Here is a 22231-nt window from a genome sequence, read left to right on the forward strand (position 1 = left end):
CCGGCGTGGATCATCGCTCGCCGCCGGCCGTCACGCCCGCCCGTCCCCGGCCGCTGTGGTCCCGCAAGGGGATCCTGACCGCCTGGTTCCTCGCCGCCGGCGTCCTCGTCGCGGGCACGGTCCTGAAGCCGTGGTTCTCGACCCGGATCGACGTGCAGGCGACCCTGCCGGGCGGCACCCCGATCGGCGAGTCCGCCGGATCGCAGGTGGGCGTGCTGGATCTGCGGCCCTGGGGTCCGCTGTTCCTTGCCGCCGCCGCGCTGCTCGCAGTGGTCGCGCCGGCCGCCCACATCACCGGCCGGCCCCGGTGGCGGCGTGGCCTCGCGCTGGCCGGCCTGGCCGCGGGCGCGGTAACCGCCGCCTGCCTGATCATGGCGAGTTCGCGGTTCGACGAGGCCGCCGCCGAGGGGATCGGCCGCTGGGCGGACCTGACCCGCCGGCTCATGCCGGACGGCCCGAAGCGCTGGGAGTTCGTCGACCTCGCCCTGGACCGTACCGGGTGGACGGCCGCGGTCCTCGCCACGCTGGTCCTGGCCCTGGTCGCCGCCGGGGCGCTGTGGCCGGGCCGCGGCGCTCGGGTGGCCGCGGTCGCCGGGGTGCTGGTCGCCGCCGGAAGCCTGGCGCCGCCGTGGGTGATCGGGCACGGGGTGACGGCGGCGGAGGTGCGCGAGTGGCAGGGCCACTGGCCGCTGCTCGCCCCCGCGACGGGGTGGCCGGCGATGGCCGCGCTGGTGCTGCTGATCGCGCTGGTGACCGTGGCGCTGCGGCGCTCGTCCACCGGCGGCCGGCTCGCGATCATGCTGGTGTCGGTGCTGCTGGCAGTGGGGGTGTCGATCGGGGCCACCCTGGCGGATCTCGACCCGGAGGTGTGGGTCCCGGCCGCCGACCGGGCCGCGACGATCAACATCGACCGGCAGGTGAGCCCGGCACCGACCGTCTTCGCGCTCCTGGCCGGGCCGCTGCTGGGAACGGCCGCCGTGCTGGCGTGGCATTCCGCCCGGCGGCGAGGCCGTTCGGCGACAATGCCGAGTCATGGTGATCAATAGGCAGGACGTCGAGAACATCGGTTCGGGGTACGACCCGGATCCGGCCCGGTCGATGTCGTTGCGGGCGGCGGCGTACACCGATCCGCGGTGGACCGAGGTGGATCAGCGGGCCATCTTCGGCCGGACGTGGCAGTGGATCTGTCACGTGGAGAAGCTGCGGGCGCCCGGCAGTTACGTGGCGGCGACGGTGGCGGGGGCGCCGATCGTTGTCGTGCGTGACCGGTCCGGCGAGCTGCGGGCCTTCTACAACGTGTGCAAGCACCGGGCGCACGAGCTGCTCTCCGGCTCGGGCACCACGGGCACGATCGTCTGCCCGTACCATGCCTGGGTCTATGACCTGGACGGCTCGCTGCGCCGCGCCCGCCAGACCGACCGGATGCCCGGTTTTGATCGCGCGGAGATCTGTCTCGACCGCATCGCGGCCGAGGAGTTCGGCGGTTTCGTCTACGTCAACCTGGACGGCTCGGCCACTCCGCTGGCGCGGCAGGCGCCGGATCTGCTCGCCGAGATCGAGCGGTGGGCGCCGGACGTCGACCGGCTGACGTTCGCCAAACGGCTCACCTACGACGTGAAGTCGAACTGGAAGAACGTCATCGACAACTTCCTGGAGTGCTACCACTGCCACATCGCGCACCGCGAGTTCGTCGCGCTCGTCGACATGGACACCTACGAGGTGCGCACGCACGGCATCTGGTCCAGCCATTTCGCCGAGGCGGGCAAGAGCGAGAATCCGGCGTACGACGTCTCCGGCGCCTCGGTCACGCAGCACGCGGTGTGGTGGCTCTGGCCGAACACGTGCCTGCTGCGCTATCCCGGCCGCGGCAACTTCATGGTCTTCCAGGTGATCCCGGACGGGCCGGACCGGACGCTGGAGACCTGGGACTTCTTCTTCGAGACGCCCGCGTTGGAGGAGGCCGAGGTGGAGGCGGTCCGCTACATCGACGACGTGCTCCAGCAGCAGGACATCGCGATCGTGGAGAGCGTCCAGCGCGGCATGATGACGCCCGCTTTTGATCAGGGACGCATCGTGTACGACCCGGAGGGCTCCGGGCTGTCCGAGCACGGCGTGCACCACTTCCACGGCCTGGTGCTGAAGGCCTACGAGGAGTTCGTCGAAGTAGCGGAGGCATAGACACCCGCGTATTCTTCTGGGAGCGCTCCCACACATCCCCTCGATAGGAGCTCCCCCGTGATCCGTCCCCTCCGTTCCCTGCTCGCGGTCGGCCTGCTGGCCGTCTCGGGCATCACCGCCGTCGCGCTCGCCGGCCCGGCACAGGCCGACACCCAGATCTGCGAACAGTACGGCGCGACCACGATCGGCGGCCGCTACGTGGTGATGAACAACCGCTGGGGCACCTCCGCCCAGCAGTGCATCAACGTCACGAGCAGCGGCTTCTCGATCACCAGCCAGCAGGGCACCGGCAGCACCAGTGGCGCGCCGGTGTCGTACCCGGCCGTCTACTTCGGATGCCACTACACCCGGTGCTCCCCCGGCACCAACCTGCCCATCCAGGTCGGCTCGATCAGCAGCGCCACGAGCAGCGTCGGCTTCCAGTACGTCTCCGGCGCCACCTACGACGCGGCGTACGACATCTGGCTCGACCCGTCGCCCCGGACCGACGGCGTCAACGCCCAGGAGATCATGATCTGGTTCAACCGCCAGGGCTCGATCCAGCCGATCGGCTCGGTGGTCGGCAACGCCACCATCGGTGGGCGGACCTGGCAGGTGTGGCAGGGCAGCAACGGCTCCAACGCCGTCGTCTCCTACGTGGCGCCGTCGGCGATCAACAGCTGGAGCTTCAGCCTCCTGGACTTCATCAACGACACCAAGACGCGTACGTCGGTGAACAACTCCTGGTATCTGACCAGCGTGCAGGCCGGTTTCGAGCCGTGGATCGGCGGCGCGGGCCTGGCCGTGACGAGCTTCTCCGCGGCGGTCAACGGTGGTGGCGGCCCGTCCTCGCCGTCGCCGTCGACCCCGTCGGGGAGCGCGGCCTGCCGCGTCACCTACGCCACCAACGTCTGGAACACCGGCTACACCGCGACCGTCACGGTGGCCAACACCGGTGGCAGCGCGATCAACGGCTGGGCGCTGAACTTCACCCTGCCGTCCGGGCAGTCGATCACCGGCTCGTGGAACGCCGCGCTGAGCGGCACCTCCGGCGCGATCACGGCACGTAACGCCGACCACAACAACGCCATCCCGGCCGGCGGCAGCACGTCGTTCGGCTTCCAGGGCAACTACAGCGGCACGTTCGCCGCCCCGTCGTCCTTCTCCCTCAACGGAACGGCATGCACACGCGCCTGATACCGGTCCCGCCGGGTGGCCCGTGGCCGGCCACCCGGCGGCCGATAGCATGCTCGCCATGGCATCGGATGACATCTCCCGTCGTGACGCGGAGCGACTTCTCGGCCTCGACGCGGCGGCTCGCGTGGAGCGCACGTTCGAGGCCATCGCCGATCGGGGAGCCCTGTGGGTCTGGGGCGACGAGGGCGACATCCTCTTCACCGAGGACGGCCGTCGCCGCAATCTGCTGCCGATCTGGCCGTTTGCGACGGTCGCCCGCCTGGAGAACGAGGGTGACGTCGACGGCGAGCACGCCATCCGCATCCCGGTGCGGGTCTTCCTCTCCGAGTGGCTGCCGCAGCTCGAGGAGGACGACGCGGACATCGCGATCTTCCCGGTGGAGGAGCGGAACGCGGCGGTGTTCACCCTCGCCGAGTTCCGCTCCCGCCTCACCGCCTAGCGGCTCAGGTCAGCAGGGTCACCGAGTAGTCGAGCGTGGTGCCGCTCGCCGTGTAGGTCGCGGTCTGCCCGTTCGCGCAGTAGGAGACGAAGACGTTGCCCGGGACGTCGTCACCGGCCTGGGCGTGGACCAGCGGCCGCACGTCGACGCCCTCGGCGAACGGCGTGGAGGCCAGGTCCACGATCCGCCACTGGTTGATCGGGTAGTCGTCGGTGGGCGCGGAGAGCTGGCCGTCCCGCGTGGTGATCTGGAAGTCGATCACGAAGCCGCCGTTGTTGACGACGGCCACCTTCTGGACGCAGGGCACAGCCTGGGCGGCCGCGGGGGACGCGGTCAGCCCGACCACGCCCGCTCCGGCGGCGAGGGTCATGGCGACGGCGGTCGGCACTCGCTTGCGGATCACGCTGAACTCCTTCTGTCGTGGAAAGGGTCAGCGCAGGCAATATCCTGATACATCTACAACAAACGAGGTCCGTATTTCACTATATTTATATTCGCCGAGGCTTTTGATCCCGCCAGAAGGGTTTGACCGCAGCTCGCGACCACTGCCACGTCGCCGCGACCACGATCCAGCCCTGCGCCAGCACGGCCTCCAGGCGCGCCTCCGGTGTGCGCGGCAGCAGGCTCAGAGCGAAGACCAGCGGGAGTACGGCCACCGCGTACCAGGCCAGGGCGGGTTTGCGCCACCACACCGCCACGAACATCGGCGCCGACACACAGGAGAACAGGTACTCGAACGCGGACCAGCCGACCTGATTGCCCGGCGCGTACGTGTCCCCGTCGACACCCACCGCGATCTGCGACGAGACGAGCACCACCAGCGTCGCCACCAGAACCTTGACCTGCAGGATCCGCCGGCGCCCGACCGCGCTCATGTGGTCACGGCCCTTGCCGGTGCGGCCCACCCGGCGCCGGAACAGTTCGTCACCGGCCGCGACGGTGCCCAGGAAGATCTGCGCGTAGACGAAGGCGACGACCGGGATCACCCAGGCGTACGCGTCGTCGAACCTCGCGGCCTGCGGGGCGACCAGTCCGGCGAGCACCACCGGCAGCGCCACGCCCACCAGCCAGACCGGCCACCGCAACCGGGTGATGCCGCGTGTCGCCACGATCGCGAGCAGCGCGGCCGGCGGAACGGCGAGCACGGCCCCGGCCTGCGGGTTGCTGTCGAGCAGCGCCACGCCGACGACGGCCGCGGTGGCCGACACCCACAGCACGGCGCCGAGGACGAAGAGGGTCGCGGGCCACCGGCGGCGGGCGCTCTCCAGCGCCCGGTCCACGGCGTCGAAGAGGACGTCCACCGGTCAGCGCGCCGCCGGATCAGGCTCCGTATTTGTCGAACGAGACCGTCCAGTCGCCGATGCCGTTCCAGATCTCGAGATCACGCGGGCTGTTCTTGACGTCCACGATGTCGCCGAGAAGGAAGTTCTCATACACCCACTTGGCGTCGGCGGTGCTGAGGTTGATGCAGCCGTGCGACAGGTTGGCCCGGCCGAGCGAACCGTTCCACGGGGCCGCGTGCAGGAACTCGCCGCCGTAACTGATCCGGGCGCAGTACTCGATGTCCTTGGGGGCGTAGAAGTTCGGGTCGTTGGGATCCGTGACACCGTAGCTCGCCGAGCTCATCGAGTGCGTGCGCTCCTTGGTGAGCACGACGTGCGGGCCGCCCGAGGTCCAGTAATTGATCTTCTGCCCCTGCGCCCCGGTGGTCCAGCCGCCCTTGCCCAGGCTGCTGCGCATCGTGCGAACCAGCTTGCCGTCGATGTAGACCTTGGTCATGTGGGTCCGGTTGTCGCTGATCGCGATCAGCTCACGCCCGATCTTGAAGTTGATCGACGTGTCCTTCGCCCCGTAGACCGTCTTGCCCAGCTTGACGCCGAACGCCTTCACCGCGACCTTGATCGTCGTGCCGGCCGCCCAGTACTTCTTGGGCCGCCAGTGCACGGTCTGGTCGTCGCGCCAGTAGAACTTGCCGTCGACCGAGGGCGACGTCTCGATCTCGATCGCCTTCTCCGCGGCGGCCTTGTTGACCGCCCGGCTGAACGCGATGATCACCGGCTGGCCCACGCCATACGCCTTGCCGGCCTTGAGGGTGGTCATCGCGTTCGCCTGGAAGGTCACCTTCGCGACGTTCGCCGGCTTCACCGTGCTGAACGTGGAGGTGTGCTCGCTGTCCACACCCTTGCTGTCGGCGGCCGTCGCGACCACCTTGTAACTCTTGCCGTACGCCAGCTCGTCGTCGGACTTCCAGGTCCCGTCGGACTGGATCGAGCCGCTGACCTTCGTCTTGCCGGCGGTCACGGTGACCGACTTGAGGGTGCCCTCCTCGGCCTTCACCACGATCGGACTCGCCGGCGACACGTCCTTCGCGCCGGTGGCGGGCGTCACGGCCAGGCGGACCGGCGCGGCCGGCGGCTCGGTGTTGGCGACCGGCTCGACCCAGGCCGTGGAACTGTCGCCACTCTTGCCGGAGGCGGTGCACCCGGCGGCGGTGGCGACCGCGGCCACGCCCAGTGTGCCGATGATGACCTTGCGTCGCTGAATCATGGCTCTCACAATCGAGGGGTCCCGGTCGGCGCCATCCATGGCCGTACAGGTAGATGACGGGGCTGCGGCCCGAAACGTTGCCTGCCGAGTCGATCAAAAACTTCGAGGGCCATCATCCTGACAGATCCGGTCCGCACGCGATATCCCGGATCTGTGCCTCAGCTGCCCGTGATCGGCGGCTCCTGCCCCTCCTCGGCACTGACGAGCCCGGCGATGGCGGCGAAGAAAGCCCCGATTCCTGGCAGGTTCGCGCCTTTCGCCCGGGAGGCTGCGAAGTCCTCCGGAGTGCTCCAGGTCACGATGTCGAGCCACTCGTCGCCGGGCAGCCGGACGAGGCGGGCGCCGAGGAAACCGGACCGGTCGGCACGGAAGTCGGCCAGCATCGCCGGGCGGGCCCGCAGCAGCTCCTCGACGCGGGCCGGCTCGACACGGAAGCGGGTGAGTTCAACGGTCGTCATGACCTCCAAGATAGTCACCGATTCTTACTGTCACAAGAGGTGACCAAAATGGGGTACGGCAGCGGGTCCGCCCGGCCCCGGGACGGCGCTGCGGCAGGATGTGACGGGTCCGATCGGCATCCGACGCATCGAGGAGCACCCGACATGACCAGCACCCCGACCGGCCCGATCACGGTGCGCCGCGCCGGCGCCGACGACCTGCCGGACGTGGCCGGCCTGTTCGGCGGGTATCTCGACTTCTATCACCGGCCCGCCCCGGCCGGGCGGGTGCTGGCGTTCCTGCGCGACCGGCACGAGCGCGGCGAGTCGGTGGTGTTCCTGGCCCGTGCCGCGGACGGCACGCCCGCCGGTTTCGTGAACGTCTACCCGACCTTCTCGTCGCTGTCGATGGCTCCGGTGTGGACGCTCAACGACCTGTTCGTGGCGGCGGCCGCCCGGCGCACCGGCGCGGGCCGAGCCCTGGTGCGGGCGGTCACGGAGGCGGCCCGGGCGGCCGGAGCGGTCGCCGTCCAGCTGCAGACGGCGCCGGACAACGCGACGGCGCAGGCGCTCTACCGGTCCGAGGGCTTCCAGCCGGACGCCTTCGCCGCCTACTACCTTCCGCTCACCGCCTGACGGGAGGACATCGATGCCTTACGATTCCCGGGAGCGCTCCCAGAATCGTAGGAGGCAACGGTGCGCACGTTCTTCGCCGCGGTCGTCACGGCCGCTCTGCTCGGCGCCACGGCCGGCAGTGTCCCGGCCGGCGCGACGGACGCCGGCCGCTCCGGCGCCTGCGGCCGCGAACTGCTCTTCTGTGAGAGCTTCGACCGGCAGCCGCTCGGCGGGCCGGCCACCACGGCCTGGGGCGTCGACACCCGCAACGGCGCCCTCACCGTCGAGCGCGCCCGCCACGGCCGGGTGCTGCACGTCCACACCGTCGACAACGGGCGCGCCTTCCTGCGCGTCGACGACCTGACGGTGCCCGGCGACCGGCTCTACGGCCGGATGCGGCTGCGCGTCGACGCCTTCCCGACCGCCCCCGACTGGGCCCACTTCACGCTGGTCGAAGCGACCGGGACCGGCAGCAGCGAGGTCGTCCGGCCGGTCGGCGGGCAGTACGCGCCGACCGTCCCCGGCGTCTTCTGGGGCGTCGGCGCGGACGGCGGGCCGACCGGCGACTGGACGAACTGGCGCGAGTCCGCCCCGGTCACCGAGGACACCTGGCAGTGCTTCGAGTGGAAGCTCGACCGGGCCGGCAACCGGGTCGCCGTGTGGATCGACGGGGTGGCCGACCCGGGGCTGACCGCGTCCACCACCGAGCACGGCGGCGCCGACGTGCCGTTCGTGCTCCCGGCCGTCGACACCGTCAAGATCGGGTGGCAGCTCTATCAGGCCGGCACCACGCCGGGCACGTTCGACCTCTGGATCGACGACGTCGCGCTCGGCACCCGGCGGCTCGGCTGCTGACCGGTCAGGCCCGTAGCACACCCGCGCCGGGACGCACCTCGAACACCAGGTGCGTCTCGGTCTGCCGGACCACCCGGTGGCTGGTGACGTGTCGCAGCACGAAGTCGCGCAGGGCCTCCGCGTTCTCGACGGCGACGTGCAGGTAGAAGTCGTCGGCGCCGGCCACGTGGAAGGCCTGCAGTACACCCGGGGTGGCCGCCAGGGCGTCGTACAGCTGGCTGACGTTGGCCATCGTGTGACTGCCCAGCCGCACCTTGATCATCGCTTGCAGGGGACAGCCGAGCAGCGCCACGTCGAGCTGGGCACGGGAGCCGGTGACCACCCCCGCCTCGCGCAGCGCCCGGACCCGGTAGGCGCAGGTGGACTCGGCCAGACCCAGCCGCCCGGCCAGCGCCTTGTTGGTCACGCCCGCGTCCTCGGCGAGCGCCCGCAGCAGCTGATGATCGATGTGGTCGAGGGTGACCGGCCGTTGCGGGTTCCGCAAAGTGATCGCTCCAAATCGCCGCCGCGCTGCGGAAAAAGTCGAATTATGGCCGAGTGATTACCGATGCGACGGCGACTCTATGTTCGGGTTGCGATTTCCGGAACCCTACGAGCATGACGAGCCCTCTGCACAGCGACTCGGTGGCGGTGCACGCCGGCCGTGCGGACCTCACCGCGCTCGGCGTGCACGCTCCCCCGCTGGACCTGTCGTCGACCTATCCCCTGCCGGACCCGGAGCGGGGCGGGGAGTCGTACGAGGCGATGGCCACCGGCGGCCACCCGCTGCCCGACGGCGGCGCCGTCTACGCCCGGCTGTGGAACCCGACGGTCGCCCGCTTCGAGACGGCGCTGGCCCAGCTCGAACAGACCGCGACGGCGGTGGCGTTCGGGTCGGGCATGGCGGCGATGACCGCGGCGATCCTGGCGCACACCGCGATGGCCGGCCGGCCGCACGTGGTGGCGGTGCGCCCGCTCTACGGCGGCACCGACCACCTGCTGGCCACCGGCCTGCTCGGCACCGAGGTGACGTTCTGCGCCGAGAGCGAGGTGGCCGCCCGGATCCGCCCGGACACCGGCCTGGTGATCCTGGAGACGCCGGCCAACCCGACCCTGGACCTGGTCGACATCGCCGCCGTCGCCGGGCAGGCCGGTGACGTCCCGCTGCTGGTGGACAACACCTTCGCCACCCCGGTCCTGCAGAATCCGGTTACTCTCGGGGCCACCATGGCCCTGCACAGCGCGACCAAATATCTCGGCGGCCACGGCGACGTCGTCGCCGGGGTGATCGCGTGCGGGGAGGCGACCGCCGGCCGGCTGCGGCAGGTCCGGGCCGTCACCGGCGGGCTGCTGCACCCGTGGGGCGCCTACCTGCTGCATCGCGGGCTGGCCACGCTGCCGGTCCGGATGCGCGCCCAGCAGGACAGCGCACGCCGGATCGCCGCCTGGCTGGCCGGCCACCCGGCCGTCGCCCGCGTGCACTATCCCGGTCTCGACGGCGACCCGCGCGGGCTGCTGGGCCGGCAGTCGCGCGGCCCGGGCGCCATGGTGTCGATCGCGCTGCGCGGCGGTTTCGAGGCCGCCTGCCGCCTGACCACCGGCACCCGGCTGTTCACCCATGCCGTCTCGCTCGGCGGCGTCGACTCGCTGATCCAGCACCCGGCGGCCCTCACCCACCGGCCGGTGCCCGCACACGCCCGCCCGTCGGCCGACCTGGTGCGGCTCTCGATCGGACTGGAGCACGCCGGCGACCTGATCGCCGACCTCGACCGGGCGCTCGCCGCCACCGTCCCACCCCGGAGATCGTCATGACCCATCCCGCCCCCGACGTCGACGTGCTGCGCGAGATCGCCCGCCGCGTGCTGTGGCTGTCGGCGTCGATCGTCGACGCCGCCAACGCCGGCCGGCCCAACGACTCCGGGGTGAAGGTCGGCGGCCATCAGGCGTCCAGCGCGTCGATGGTCGACATCATGGTGGCGCTGTGGTTCGCCGAGCTGACCGCACAGGACCGGGTGTCGGTCAAACCGCACGCGTCGCCGGTGCTGCACGCCGTCAACTACCTGCTGGGCGACCTCGACGAGGCGTATCTGCCGAGACTGCGGGAGAAGGGCGGGCTCCAGTCGTACCCCTCGCGGTTGAAGGACCCGGACACCGTCGACTTCTCCACCGGGTCGGTCGGGATCGGCGCGACGGCCGCCCTCTGGGCGGCGATGGCGCACCGCTACCTGAGTTCCCGATTCGCCGGCACGCCCACCGGCGGCCGGTTCGTCAGCCTGCTCGGTGACGCCGAGCTCGACGAGGGCGCCATCTGGGAGGCGGTGATGGACCCGGCCGTCGCGCGGATGGGCGAGCTGCTGTGGGTGGTCGACCTGAACCGGCAGTCCCTGGACCGGGTCGTGCCGGACATCCAGATCGCCAAGCTGCAGGGCATGTTCGCCGCCGCCGGCTGGCAGGTCGTCGTCCTCAAATGGGGCCGGATCATCTCCGAGCTGTTCGAGCGGCCCGGCGGCCCGGCGCTGCGGGCCCGGCTGGAGGCGATGCCCAACGAGGAGTACCAGCGGATGCTGCGGGCCGGGCCGGCGCAGACCGCCGAGCGGATCCTCGCCGCCGGTGACACCCTCACCGGCGCGGCCGAGCTGAAGGCGTTGCTGGACGAGCTGGACCCGGCCGAGCTGGCGGCCGCCGTCCGGGACCTGGGCGGCCACGACATCGGGCTGCTCGTCGACACGTTCCGCGCCGTCGACGCGGACGCCGACCGGCCGACGGTGGTGTTCGCCTACACCGTCAAGGGCCGCGGCCTGCCCACCGAGGGCCACCCGAACAACCACTCGGCGCTGCTGACCGGCGCCCAGATGGACGTGCTCGCCGCGTCGTCCGGAGTGGACCGGGCCGCGCCGTGGCAGCGGTTCGACCCGGACAGCGCGGCCGGACGCTGGTGTGCCGAGCGCGGCCGTGCGCTGCGCCGGGAGCCGGTCGCCACCCCGGCGCAGGTGTCCGTTCCGGCCCAGCTGGGGCACGCCTACCGCAAGCCGATCAGCACCCAGGCCGCGCTCGGCCGGCTGCTGGCCGACCTGCCCCGGGACGCGCCGTCGGCGGCGGCCCGGGTGGTCACCTGCTCCCCCGACGTGGCCTCGTCGACCAACCTGGGCGGCTGGATCAACAAGACCGGGGTGTGGGCCGTCCAGGACCGGCACGACTGGTTCGCTGACGACGCCGAGCGGGTGCTGCGCTGGCAGGAGAACCGGACCGGCCAGCACATCGAGCTGGGCATCGCCGAGGTCAACCTGGTGTCGCTGCTCGGCGAGCTGGGCGCCACCTGGTCACGGTGGGGCGAGCGGCTCATCCCGATCGCGACGATCTACGACCCGTTCGTCTCGCGGGCGCTGGAACCCTGGTCGTACGGGATCTACGCGGGCGGCCAGTCGATCCTGGTGGGCACGCCGTCCGGGGTGACGCTCGCGCCCGAGGGCGGGGCCCACCAGTCGATCACCACGCCGTCGATCGGCCTGGAACAGCCCGGCTGTGTGGCCTGGGAGCCGGCGTTCCCGCAGGACCTCGAATGGTGTTTCCTGCACGCGATGGGCCGGGTCGGTGTCCCGGGTGGCACGTCGGCGTACTTCCGGCTCTCCACCCGGCCGGTCGATCCGCGGCTCTGCGCCGTGCCGGACGACCCGGCGCTGCGGGAACGGCGTCGCCGCCAGGCGGTGGCCGGCGGCTACCGGCTACCCGCCGCGCACCCGCCGCCGGCCGAGGACGTCACCCTCGTCGGGGTCGGTGCGATCATGCCCGAGGTGATCGAGGCGGCCGCGGCGCTCGCCGCCGAGGGGGTCAACGCCGGCGTCGTCTGCCTGACCAGCCCGGACGTGGTGTTCCGGTCGTTCCAGCAGCGCGGGGCGCGGGACGGTGGGACGGGTGGGGACATCCTGTCCGAGCTGTTCCCGGACGGCCACCGGGCCCCTCTGGTCACCGTCCACGACGGACATCCGCACACGCTCGCGTTCCTGGCGGCGATCCGCGGCGACCGGATCCGATGCCTGGGCGTGACCGATTTCGGTCAGTCATCGAGCCTGGCCGACGCCTACCGGCTGCACGGCATCGACACGGTGTCGATCGTGGATGCGGCGCTGACCCTGACCGGCCGCTGACCCGACCCGTGGCCGCGGCACGATCTTGATCGTTTGACCACCGGATGCGGTGGTCAAACGATCAAGATCGGTGCGGAAGGGTCAGACCTTGGCGACCTTGATCTCGCCTTGACGGTGCTGGTGGATGCCGGTGGCGACGCCGGCGATCAGGGTCGCCGCGCACAGGGCGGTCAGCACCGCCGGCCTCAGGTCGAACAGCATGATCGCGGCGACCGCCGGGACACCGAGGCCGGGCCAGATCAGGGCGGGGCGGGGGCGGCGGGACAGGACGCCCTGGATGACGGCGGCGCTGAGCAGATAGCCGGCCAGGCCCAGGCCGAGGATTCCGCGGGCGCCGGCGGTGAGATGGTCGTCGGAGCCGTGGGCGATGGCGTGTTCCAGGCCGACCGCCACGGCGGCCAGGCTGACCGCGACCGGCAGGTGGGCGTACACGTAGAAGTCGTGCACGCCCTCGCGGGTGCGTTCGCCGCCCTCCTGGACGAGGCGGCGTTTCGCGGCGCCGCCGGACAGGTCGAAGTAGGACCACCACAGGGCGGCGGCGACCAGGAACGCGGCCACGCCGGTGAGCGTCGTTCCGGAGGTCCATTTTCCGTCGTGCAGGCCGTGCACGGTGGCGGCGACCGATTCGCCGAGCACCAGGATGACGAAGAGCCCGAACCGTTCCGGCAGGTGTTCCATGTGCAGCGGCGGGGAGTCCGGCCGGCGGGCGCTGAGCGCGGGTCCGAGCAGGTCGACGACGACGCCGACACCCCACAGCACGTAGCGGGCGGGTGCCGGCACCATCAGCGACACCAGCCAGAACGCGCCTCCGGCGGCATGCCCGAGGAGGTACGGCAGGATCCCGGCCCGGGTCTCCGGGAGGGTCCGCCACACCCGGAGGTAGCCGGCGACGAGTACGGCGCGCAGGATCACGTACCCCGCCACGAACCAGGTCCAGGCGGGACCGGTGATCTGGCCGGCCGCCGCGGCCATCAGGATCACGCCGCCCATGCCGACCAGGGTGAGCAGCCGGAAGATCGCGTCGTCGGTGTCGAACCGGTTGGCGTAGAGGGTGGTGCTGGCCCACGCCCACCAGCCGACCGCGACGACGGCCGCGAACCGCAGGCCCCCGGTGGCGGTCTGGTCCTTGGCGAGCAGGTCCGCGCAGCCGGCCACGAACAGCACGAACGCCAGGTCGAAGAAGAGTTCCAGCCGGGTGGCGGACCGGTTCGACTCCTGGTTGACGTCCGGTTCACGGATGAGTTCGCGTTCCTCCCGGTCCTCCCGGTCCAGACGGGCACGGTCCTCGGTGTCAGCGGTCCTCGAATCCTGGGGCACGAGTGCGCCCTACCCGGGAAACCGAGGCTCCAACCGGGGTCGGCTGGACACGGTGCCGAACAATCGAAGTTCTTCACCTGGTGTGGCGAGGAGGTCTCGGTGGGTCGTGCGCTGCGATGGGTTGTTCCGCTCGCCGGAATCATCGCCCTTGTGGTGTGGTGGGCGTCCTACGCCACCACGATCGTCGTCTGGGAGCTGCGCAAGCTGACACCGTGGCTGGTGCTGGTCCTGCTGGTGGTGGTGCTGTACGCGGTGCCGCAACTGATCAGTGCCGCTCTGCGGCGCGGGGAACGGCAGCCGGACTACGTCGGTGTGCTGGCGGGCCTCGGCGCGTTGATCGGGCTGGCGCTCGGCATCGGCTGGCTGTTCCACGACTCGTACCAGCGGGATCGTGACTACGCGTCGGCCATGACGGTGGTCGACGACCCGGTGCCGGGCCTCGCCGCCCGCGCGCCCTATCTGGTCGGCAAGGCGCAGGCCGCGCCGAACCTGGGTGACGTCACCGGGGAGATCTTCGACATCACCTATCTGCCGGACGCCGACCGGTTCGGCACGCTGGTGGAACGGCGTGGCTGGCTGTCCGGCTACGAGGTGGGCCTGGTCCAGCAGGTGCCGTTGGGCAGCAACGGCCGCAGCTCGCAGCGGTGCGCGTTCGACCTGGAGGCGGCCGGCGCGCGGGTGGGCGGCTGGTTCGGCCACAACCTGGGGCGCCTGATCGCGAACGAGCAGCGGTGGGTGCGGTTCGACGAGCGGGACGTCTACGTGTACTGCGACGGTGACACCCCGATGGTGGTGGTTCCGCTGAAACGGCAGGTCGGGGTGTTGACGGTGACCGAGCGGCCGGCCGGGGCAGCGCTCTACAACGGACGGACCGGGCAGCTGACGATCACGAACGACACGGCGCGGATCCCCGGGCCGACGTATCCGATCAGCCTGGCCGCGCGGCAGCGGGAGGGCACGGCGGCGGTCGGCGGGTTCGCCGACTGGTGGGCCGAGCGCGGCGGGTGGGACGCCTCCGACGACGGCGCCAACGAGGGCAACAACTCCGAGTTCACGCTGCGGTTCACCGACGGGACCGGCAGCGCGTACGTCACGCCGCTCACCCCGCAGGGCGAGGCCAGCTCGGTGGTGGCGGTGTCCACGGTGCCGACCCGGCAGAACGGCCTGGGCCTGGCGCCGATGACGGTGCACCGGCTGAATCCGACGTGGTCGTCGCCGGAGGCCGTGGTGGCGCTGATCAAGGCCGAGTACCGGGACGTCTGCTGCTGGAACTCCGATCGGGTGTTCGAGGTGGTGCCGACCGGCGGGACCACGTGGACCGCCACGATCGGCAGCGAGCAGAGCATCCGCTACCGCATCGAGGGGCGGGGGCAGGTCGACGGCCGGGAGGCGACCTGTCTCAAGTCCGCCGAGGGGGCGCTGATCCGGTGCGCGTACGCGGCGCCCGGCTCGCCGGAGGAGCAGGAGCTGAAGCGGATCGAGGAGCAGAAGCGTCAGCAGCAGGAGCAGCCGGGTCAGACCGGCGACCTGAGCAGACTCACCGACCAGCAGCTCGCCGAGCTGAACAAGCGGCTGGCCGAGGAGATGAACCGGCGCCTCACCACGGGGTGAGACGCCGGTCCGTCGATCAGCGGGCGGTGTAGAGGGCGGTGACCTCGGCGTCGGTCAGGGCCCGGTCGACGGCGTGCACGCCGTCGACGGAGCCGGACCAGAAGTCGACCCGGTTGCCGGCGTACTTGGCCCGGCCCACCGACAGCGGCCCGGTGCCGACCACGTCGGGCCCGGCCGCCACGGTGGCGGCCCGGGCGCCGTCGACGTAGAGCCGGATCTGGCCGGTGGCGTGGTCACGGACGCCGGCCAGGTGGTACCAGCGGTTCAGCTCGGGTGTCGTCACCAGCCGGGCCCGGTTGCCGCCGGGGGTGCTGAAGGCGAAGGCGCCCTGGCCGTACTGCAGGTAGAACGGGTTCTCGGTGCGGCGGCCGTCCTGGCTGACCGCGGTGGCGTAGTTGCCCGGCAGCTTGTCGAGCGTGACCCAGGCCGCGATCGTGTAGTCCTTCGTGGTGTCGAGAACCGGCGCGGCGGTGTCGGCGTAGTCGCCGTCCCCGTCGAACTTCAGCGCCGACCCGGTCACGCCCGGCGTCCACGTGGTGTTGCCGGTCAGGGTCAGGTGGCTGTCGCCGCCGCTGTCGCGGGCGGTCGTGCCGCTGCCCTCGTCCAGGCTCCAGTCGCCGTGGCCGGGGTAGGTGCGGGCCTGCCCCGACGCCGCGCCGGCCGCGATGACCCTGGCGTTGACCGCCCGTACCGCCGCGGGGTCGACCTTGATCTCCCGGCGGTCATAGGTCCAGAGGCCGTTGAGCTCGGTCTCCAGGTCGGTGATCTGGGTGTAGACCGAGCCGGACAGCTCGTTGGCGGCCGCCTCCAGGTAGTAGCGCTCGGTGTTGTCGACATACTTGGCGGTCAGGGCCGCCTTGTCGGCGACGCCGCTGTAGATGACGGCCGGCGGGCCGGGCCACATGTGCCCCGGGGTGCGCAGCGTGAAGCCGCCGTGCTCGCCGTCCATCGCGATGCGGGTGGCGTCCGGGTAGGCCGGGTCGTTGTTGACGTAGTCGTGATGGTCGATCACGTCACCCTTGCCGGAGTCGCCCTTGGACGAGCAGCAGTTGACGCCGCTGTGCGCGTTGAGGATCCGGGACGGGTCCTCGGACTTGATCTGCGTGGCGATCTGGCCGGTCGCGGTGCGGTCCCACTCGCCCCAGCCCTCGTTGAAGACGATCCAGCCGATGATCGACGGGAAGTTGTGCAGCTGGCGCATCATCTCCCGGCCCTGGCTGAGGAACGCCTCCTGGCCGGCGGCGCTGTTGATGTCGGCCGACACGAAGTCCTGCCAGACCAGCAGGCCCAGCTCGTCGGCGTGCCGGTACCAGCGGGCCGACTCGACCTTGATGTGCTTGCGGACCGCGTTGAAGCCGAGCTTCTTGGTCTCGGCCAGGTCGAACCGGAGGGCGGCGTCGCTGGGCTGGGTGTAGAGGCCGTCCGGCCAGAACCCCTGGTCCAGGGTGGCCAGCGAGAAGATCGGCTTTCCGTTCAAGGTCAACTTCGGAAAACCACCGATGTTCTGTACGGCCACCGCACGCAACCCGAAGTAGCCGCGGACGGTGTCGCCGCCCAGCTTCACGTCGACGTCGTACAGGTAGGGGTCGTCGGGGCTCCACAGACGCGGCTTGGCGATCTTGACGGTGAGGTCGGTGTTGGCGGGGCCGGTGGCCGTACCAACAGATCTGCCCTTTTTGTCTTTGACGGTGATCGTCGCAGCCCTGGTCGAAGTGGAGTCGACCTTGACCTTGACCGATCCCGTGGCGACGTCCGGGGTGGTGACGATCCCGTCGATCCCGGCGGCGACGACCGGCTCCAGCCAGACCGTCTGCCAGATGCCCGACGACGGCTCGTAGACGATGCCGCCCGGGTTGAGCGACTGCTTGCCCTTCGGCTGGTTCGGCCCGGTCACGTCGGTGACGCCGACGATGATCTCCTGCTGGCCGTGTCGCTTGAGCGCGTCGGTGATGTCGGCGGTGAACGCCGTGTAGCCACCGGTGTGCTCGGTCACCAGCGTGCCGTTGACCCAGACCTTGGCCTGGTAGTCGACCGCGCCGAAGTTGAGCTTGATCCGCTTGCCGGTCCAGCCGTGCGGGACGGTGACGAGCCGGCGGTAGAACATGTGGTCCTCGCGCCGCTCGATGCCGGACAGCTGCGACTCGACCGGGAACGGGACGGTGATCCGCTCGGCCAGTCGCTGCCCGAAGACCGGCTGCTCACCGGCCTCGGCTCCGGCGAACTCCCACTGCCCGTTGAGGTTGAGCCAGTCCTTGCGGATCAGCTGCGGTCGCGGGTACTCCGGCAGCGGGTTGCGCTCGTCGACCCGGTCGCCCCAGGGCGTGGTGAGCCGGTGCGTGGAGGTGTTCGCCGCGGAGCGGATCACCTGCGGGACGGTCTCGCCGCCGACGACCAGGCCGCCGGTTCCGTCGTAGCCGACCCGGACCTTCTGGTTCTTCTGCACCTTCTCGGCGAGCGTGACGACGACCTTGTCGCGGCTCTTGCGGACACCCTCGATCGGGAACGGGGTGGTGTCGACCTCGACCCTGAGGTGCTCGGCGAGCGTGCCGAGGCGGTCCACGGTCGCGTCGAAGTCGGCGATCAGCGTCCGGCCGTCGGGCTGGACGGTGAACGTGACCGGGAAGATCTGGAAGCCGTCCGGCGGCGTGAAAGCGCTCTCCGGCACGATCTGCTTGTCGAGACCGGCGCCCGACCAGCGCAGGAACAGGTTCGCGCCGCCGACGTCCTGGAACATCTCGATGCGTACGGCGTGCGCCTCCCCGGCCACCAGCGGCACCGGGGCGCTGACCTGCTCGCGGTCCCAGTCGCCGACCCAGTGGTCGATCACCGGCCGGTCGTCGATCAGGAGGCGGAACCCGTTGTCGCCGATCATCGAGAACGTGTAGTCGCCGGTGGCCGGGGCGGTGATCTTCCCGGTCCAGCGGGCGGTGGTGTGCTCGGTGCGCCCGGTCAGCGACTCGAAGGCGCCGGCCAGGCCGGGCAGGTCGATGTTCGGGTCGAGGACGATCCCGCCGAGCTCGGCGAAGTCGCGGGCGCCCGGGGCGGACATCCGGAAGTACTCGCCCTTGAGGCCGTGCACGGGCGCGGCGGCCGAGGCGGGGCCGGCGGGCACGGCAAGGCTGGAGAGGACCAGGAGGACAGCGAGGAGCAACGGCCTCCAGGGCAATCGCGGCATCGATTGTTTCCCTTCGATCAACGGCACATTGCAAACACACTGAACTATTTGCATGCATGAAGTCAACAGAAGAAAACAGCTTCGGACACGTTCGCGCGGATCTCGCCACCACCGACTCCGGCGCGCCCTCCGGCATAACGGATTTTCCATCGATAGTTTCGATAATCTTCCGCTCACTTTTCAGCGAGTGACGTCTATCTGCAGCGAAAAAGTCCACGTAGGATGCCGTCTAATTACCGATAGCTTTCCGTAAGTTTCGGTAGCCCGTTCCCCGTGGCCGAGGAGGCTCATCCCCCGATGAACAGACAGAGAAGCTGGCGCGCCGCCGCCGTCACCGGCATCGTCGTCGCCATGACGGCGGGCACCGCGATCCTGTGGCAGGGCACCTCCAGCGCCGGCACGACGCTGGGCGCCTCCGCCGCCGAGCGGGGCCGCTACTTCGGCACCGCTATCGCCGGCAGCCGGCTGAGCGACTCGCAGTACTCGACCATCGCGAACCGTGAGTTCAACATGATCACGGCCGAGAACGAGATGAAGCCCGACGCCACCGAGCCCAACCAGGGGCAGTTCTCGTTCGGCTCCGGCGACCAGATCGTCAACTGGGCGATCAGCAACGGCAAGCGGGTCCGCGGCCACACTCTCGCCTGGTACTCCCAGCAGCCCGGGTGGATGCAGCGGATGGAGGGCTCGTCGCTGCGGCAGGCGATGCTCAACCACGTGACCAAGGTCGTCACCAACTACCGCGGCAAGATCTACGCGTGGGACGTGGCGAACGAGGCCTTCGCCGACGGCTCCTCCGGCGCCCGCCGCGACTCCAACCTGCAGCGCACCGGCAACGACTGGATCGAGGCCGCCTTCCGGGCCGCCCGGTCCGCCGACCCGGACGCCAAGCTCTGCTACAACGACTACAACACCGACAACTGGTCGCACGCGAAGACGCAGGCCGTCTACCGGATGGTCCAGGACTTCAAGTCCCGCGGCGTGCCGATCGACTGCGTCGGCTTCCAGGCCCACTTCAACTCCGGCAACCCGGTGCCCAGCAACTACCACACCACCCTGCAGAACTTCGCCGACCTGGGTGTCGACGTGCAGATCACCGAGCTGGACATCGAGGGCTCCGGGTCGAGCCAGGCCGACCAGTACCGCGGCATCGTCCAGGCCTGCCAGGCGGTGTCCCGCTGCACCGGCATCACCGTGTGGGGCGTGCGGGACAGCGACTCGTGGCGCGCCTCCGGCACCCCGCTGCTGTTCAACGGCAACGGGCAGAAGAAGGCGGCGTACGACGCGGTGCTCGCCCAGCTGAACACCGGGCAGCCCACCAACCCCAGCCCGTCGTCGCCCGGCCCGTCGTCGCCCGGCCCGTCCACCAGCCCGTCCACCGACCCCGGTGGCGGCGGCTGCACGGCCACCTACAGCGAGGGCCAGAAGTGGAACGACCGCTTCAACGGCCAGGTCACCGTCACCGGCAGCAGCAACTGGATCGTCACCGTGACGGTCAGCTCGCCGCAGCGCATCACCGCCACCTGGAACGTCGCCGCCACCTGGGACTCCAGCGGCAACGTGATGACCGGGCGGCCGAACGGCAACGGCAACTCGTTCGGGTTCACCGTCCAGCACGGCGGCAACTGGACCTGGCCGACGCTCACCTGCCGGACCTCCTGAACCGTCCGGGCCTGGTCACTCCGGTGGGGTGACCAGGCCCATCTCGTACGCCATGATCACCAGGTGCACCCGGTCCCGGGCGTCCAGCTTGGTGAACAGCCGGGCCACGTGGGCCTTCGCCGTCGCCGGGCTGATGTGCAGGTCACCGGCGATCTCGGCGTTCGACCGGCCGCGGCCCACCAGCGTCAGCACCTCCCGCTCCCGCTCGGTGATCGTGTCGTCCGGGCGGCGGCGGGCCGGTGGGCGCGCGGGGGCCGCCGCGGCGGTGAACTGGTGGATCAGGCGGCGGGTGACGCTCGGGGCGATCAGCGCGTCCCCGCCCGCCACCACCCGGACCGCGCCCAGGATGTCGTCGAGCGCCATGTCCTTGACGAGGAAACCGCTGGCCCCGGCACGCAGCGCGGCGTAGACGTACTCGTCGTCGTCGAACGTGGTGAGCACCAGCACATTGGCCGGCTCCGGACCGGCCGTCACGTGCCCGGTGGCCTCGATGCCGTCCATCACCGGCATCCGGATGTCCATGACGATCACGTCCGGCCGCAGCTCCCGGGCCAGGCGGACCGCCTCCGCGCCGTCGGCCGCCTCGCCGGCCACCTCGATGTCGGCGGCGTCGTTGATCAGCACCCGCAGAGCGCTGCGGATCAGCGGCTGATCGTCGGCCAGCACCACCCGGATGGTCACCGCCCGCCCCCGATCCGCACCGCGCACCCGGCCGTCCCCGGCACGCCCTCCGCCGGCCCCGCGGTCCTTACCCGCACGCCTTCCGCCGTCCCGGCAACCGGCTCCCCCGCGCCTCCCGCCACTCCCGCGGTCCTTACCCGCACGCCTTCCGCCGTCCCGGCAACCGGCTCCCCCGCGCCTCCCGCCGCTCCCCTGGTCCGCGCAGCTGTCATCCGGGTGGCTTTCGCTGTCGTCATCGGGCCGCCTCCGGCAGAGGGATGCGGGCGCGGACCCGGAAGCCGCCCTCCGGCCGCGGGCCGGCGTCGAACTCGCCGCCGAGCAGGCTGACCCGCTCGCGCATGCCGGTGATGCCGTTGCGGCTGCCGTCGGTGCTGCCGCTCGCGCCGTGCCCGTCGTCGCTGATCTCGATGGTCAGGGTACCGGCGTCCTGCCGGACCGCGACGTCGCACCGGCCGACACCGGCATGCCGGATCACGTTGGTCACCGCCTCCTGCACGATCCGGTAGGCGGACAGATCGATGTCCGGCGGCAACGGCCGCGGATCGCCGTCGCGGCGCAGGCCGACCTCCACACCGGCCTGCGCGCTGCGGGCCACCAGACCGTCCAGGTCGGCCAGGCCGGGCGCCGGATCCCGGGGCGCGGCGCCGGAGCCCGCATCGGTACGCCGCAGCGAGCCCAGCATCCGGCGCAGCGCCGCCGCGGTGTCCCGGCTGGTCTCCTCGATGTTCGCCAGTGCCGTCCGGGCCTCCGCGGGCTGGGTGTCGATGACCCGCCGGCCCATCCCGGCCTGCACGGCGATCACGGCGATGCTGTGCGCGACCATGTCGTGCAGCTCGCGGGCGATCCGCAGCCGCTCCGCCTCCACCGCCCGGGCCTCGGCCTGCTCCCGCTGGACCTCGGCGTGCCGGCGGCGCTGCCGCACCGAGTCGCCGACCACCCAGGCGGTGACGACGCCGAGGATCAGGAGGGTGGGGATCGTCGTCAGGTCGCCGCCGTTCTCGAAGAGCAGGACCAGCGCGACCTGGACCGTCGCGGTGACCACGGCGGCCCCGATCGACACCCGCCGGCTCCTGGTGGCCGCCACGTTGCCGGCCATGATGTCGGCGAAGACGGCGAAGACGAAAAGCACCGCCCGCGCCGGGACGTTGCCGGAGATGGCCAGCACGGCGACGGTCCCACCACCCGCGAGCAGCACGGACAGGGCCGCCGCCGGCGATCGGCGGGCCAGCGGGATCGGCAGGAACACCGCCGCGACGAGGGCGAGCCCGTTCAGGAGCCCGCTGCCGCCCTGCATGTTGGTCGCGGTGAACAGGGCGAGCGGGAAGAGCAGCGCGCCGATCCAGGCGAGCACGGCGCCGATCCGGCTTCGTACGGTGGACATGCGGCCGACTGTATCGACGCAAGATCGGGCGGG

At 71.1% G+C, this 22231-nt stretch carries 19 protein-coding genes; 10 read left to right on the plus strand and 9 right to left on the minus strand.

Going from position 1 to position 22231, the window contains the following annotated elements; translation table 11 throughout:
• Positions 1-5 precede the first annotated feature (5 nt).
• From BM290_RS19090 to BM290_RS19105, 4 genes are read left to right on the plus strand one after another with little or no spacing between them, the layout of a single operon-like run.
• Positions 6-1046 carry a hypothetical protein gene (locus BM290_RS19090; protein WP_143133830.1) on the plus strand — a complete coding sequence of 347 codons (1041 nt, stop codon included), beginning with the start codon at positions 6-8 and terminating at the stop codon, positions 1044-1046.
• Positions 1033-2178, plus strand: coding sequence for an aromatic ring-hydroxylating oxygenase subunit alpha (locus BM290_RS19095; protein ID WP_203779393.1), 1146 nt, complete (start codon positions 1033-1035; stop codon positions 2176-2178). The genes BM290_RS19090 and BM290_RS19095 overlap by 14 nt, the downstream gene beginning before the upstream one ends.
• A gap of 57 nt (positions 2179-2235) precedes the next feature.
• Positions 2236-3354, plus strand: coding sequence for a glycoside hydrolase family 12 protein (locus tag BM290_RS19100; RefSeq protein ID WP_093615914.1), 1119 nt, complete (start codon positions 2236-2238; stop codon positions 3352-3354).
• Between the two features lie 58 nt (positions 3355-3412).
• A complete protein-coding gene (locus tag BM290_RS19105; protein WP_177319791.1) occupies positions 3413-3793 on the plus strand; it encodes a DUF2750 domain-containing protein in 381 nt (126 codons plus the stop codon).
• Positions 3794-3797: 4 nt separating this feature from the next.
• Here the strand turns inward: BM290_RS19105 and BM290_RS19110 are convergent, their stop codons facing one another.
• The 4 genes from BM290_RS19110 to BM290_RS19125 form a co-directional block, all read right to left on the minus strand.
• Entirely contained in the window at positions 3798-4196 is a 399-nt protein-coding gene (locus BM290_RS19110) for a hypothetical protein (protein WP_239143584.1), read from the minus strand.
• 85 nt (positions 4197-4281) lie between these two features.
• A complete protein-coding gene (locus BM290_RS19115) occupies positions 4282-5094 on the minus strand; it encodes a hypothetical protein (RefSeq protein WP_093615918.1) in 813 nt (270 codons plus the stop codon).
• Between the two features lie 19 nt (positions 5095-5113).
• Complete coding sequence (locus BM290_RS19120) at positions 5114-6340, minus strand: L,D-transpeptidase (protein ID WP_093615920.1); 1227 nt, start codon at positions 6338-6340, stop codon at positions 5114-5116.
• Between the two features lie 158 nt (positions 6341-6498).
• Positions 6499-6798 (minus strand): antibiotic biosynthesis monooxygenase, encoded by a 300-nt coding sequence (locus tag BM290_RS19125; protein ID WP_093615922.1) that lies wholly within the window; start codon positions 6796-6798, stop codon positions 6499-6501.
• A 144-nt stretch (positions 6799-6942) separates the two neighbouring features.
• Here BM290_RS19125 and BM290_RS19130 point away from each other — a divergent pair, with 144 nt between their 5' ends.
• Together BM290_RS19130 and BM290_RS19135 are read left to right on the plus strand one after the other, a co-directional pair.
• Positions 6943-7413: a GNAT family N-acetyltransferase gene (locus BM290_RS19130; protein WP_093615924.1), complete on the plus strand. Its 471-nt coding sequence runs from the start codon at positions 6943-6945 to the stop codon at positions 7411-7413.
• Positions 7414-7473: 60 nt separating this feature from the next.
• Positions 7474-8247 (plus strand): hypothetical protein, encoded by a 774-nt coding sequence (locus tag BM290_RS19135; RefSeq protein WP_093615926.1) that lies wholly within the window; start codon positions 7474-7476, stop codon positions 8245-8247.
• Positions 8248-8251: 4 nt separating this feature from the next.
• Here the strand turns inward: BM290_RS19135 and BM290_RS19140 are convergent, their stop codons facing one another.
• Complete coding sequence (locus BM290_RS19140) at positions 8252-8731, minus strand: Lrp/AsnC family transcriptional regulator (protein WP_093615928.1); 480 nt, start codon at positions 8729-8731, stop codon at positions 8252-8254.
• 113 nt (positions 8732-8844) lie between these two features.
• On the opposite strand from BM290_RS19140, the gene BM290_RS19145 reads away from it, so the two are divergent.
• Both BM290_RS19145 and BM290_RS19150 read left to right on the plus strand, forming a co-directional pair.
• A complete protein-coding gene (locus tag BM290_RS19145) occupies positions 8845-10038 on the plus strand; it encodes a trans-sulfuration enzyme family protein (RefSeq protein WP_093615930.1) in 1194 nt (397 codons plus the stop codon).
• Positions 10035-12371 (plus strand): transketolase-like TK C-terminal-containing protein, encoded by a 2337-nt coding sequence (locus tag BM290_RS19150; protein WP_093615932.1) that lies wholly within the window; start codon positions 10035-10037, stop codon positions 12369-12371. The genes BM290_RS19145 and BM290_RS19150 overlap by 4 nt, the downstream gene beginning before the upstream one ends.
• An 81-nt stretch (positions 12372-12452) precedes the next feature.
• Here BM290_RS19150 and BM290_RS19155 read toward each other — a convergent pair whose 3' ends face one another.
• Positions 12453-13688, minus strand: coding sequence for a low temperature requirement protein A (locus tag BM290_RS19155; RefSeq protein ID WP_093615934.1), 1236 nt, complete (start codon positions 13686-13688; stop codon positions 12453-12455).
• A gap of 99 nt (positions 13689-13787) precedes the next feature.
• Between BM290_RS19155 and BM290_RS19160 the strand changes: the two genes are divergently transcribed.
• The gene (locus tag BM290_RS19160) at positions 13788-15299 is read left to right on the plus strand and encodes a hypothetical protein (protein WP_177319792.1); all 1512 of its coding nucleotides are present in this window, start codon (positions 13788-13790) and stop codon (positions 15297-15299) included.
• A 16-nt stretch (positions 15300-15315) separates the two neighbouring features.
• Here the strand turns inward: BM290_RS19160 and BM290_RS19165 are convergent, their stop codons facing one another.
• A complete protein-coding gene (locus BM290_RS19165; protein WP_093615936.1) occupies positions 15316-18474 on the minus strand; it encodes a LamG-like jellyroll fold domain-containing protein in 3159 nt (1052 codons plus the stop codon).
• A gap of 297 nt (positions 18475-18771) precedes the next feature.
• Between BM290_RS19165 and BM290_RS19170 the strand changes: the two genes are divergently transcribed.
• Positions 18772-20136, plus strand: a complete 1365-nt coding sequence (locus tag BM290_RS19170) for a glycoside hydrolase family 10 protein (protein WP_093616651.1) — start codon at positions 18772-18774, stop codon at positions 20134-20136.
• A gap of 15 nt (positions 20137-20151) precedes the next feature.
• Here the strand turns inward: BM290_RS19170 and BM290_RS19175 are convergent, their stop codons facing one another.
• Both BM290_RS19175 and BM290_RS19180 read right to left on the minus strand, forming a co-directional pair.
• The gene (locus tag BM290_RS19175) at positions 20152-20817 is read right to left on the minus strand and encodes a response regulator transcription factor (protein ID WP_093615938.1); all 666 of its coding nucleotides are present in this window, start codon (positions 20815-20817) and stop codon (positions 20152-20154) included.
• Positions 20818-21049: 232 nt separating this feature from the next.
• Positions 21050-22198: a sensor histidine kinase gene (locus tag BM290_RS19180; RefSeq protein ID WP_093615940.1), complete on the minus strand. Its 1149-nt coding sequence runs from the start codon at positions 22196-22198 to the stop codon at positions 21050-21052.
• Positions 22199-22231: the final 33 nt, after the last annotated feature.

This window comes from Actinoplanes philippinensis (assembly GCF_900113015.1).
Classification (GTDB): Bacteria; Actinomycetota; Actinomycetes; order Mycobacteriales; family Micromonosporaceae; genus Actinoplanes; species Actinoplanes philippinensis.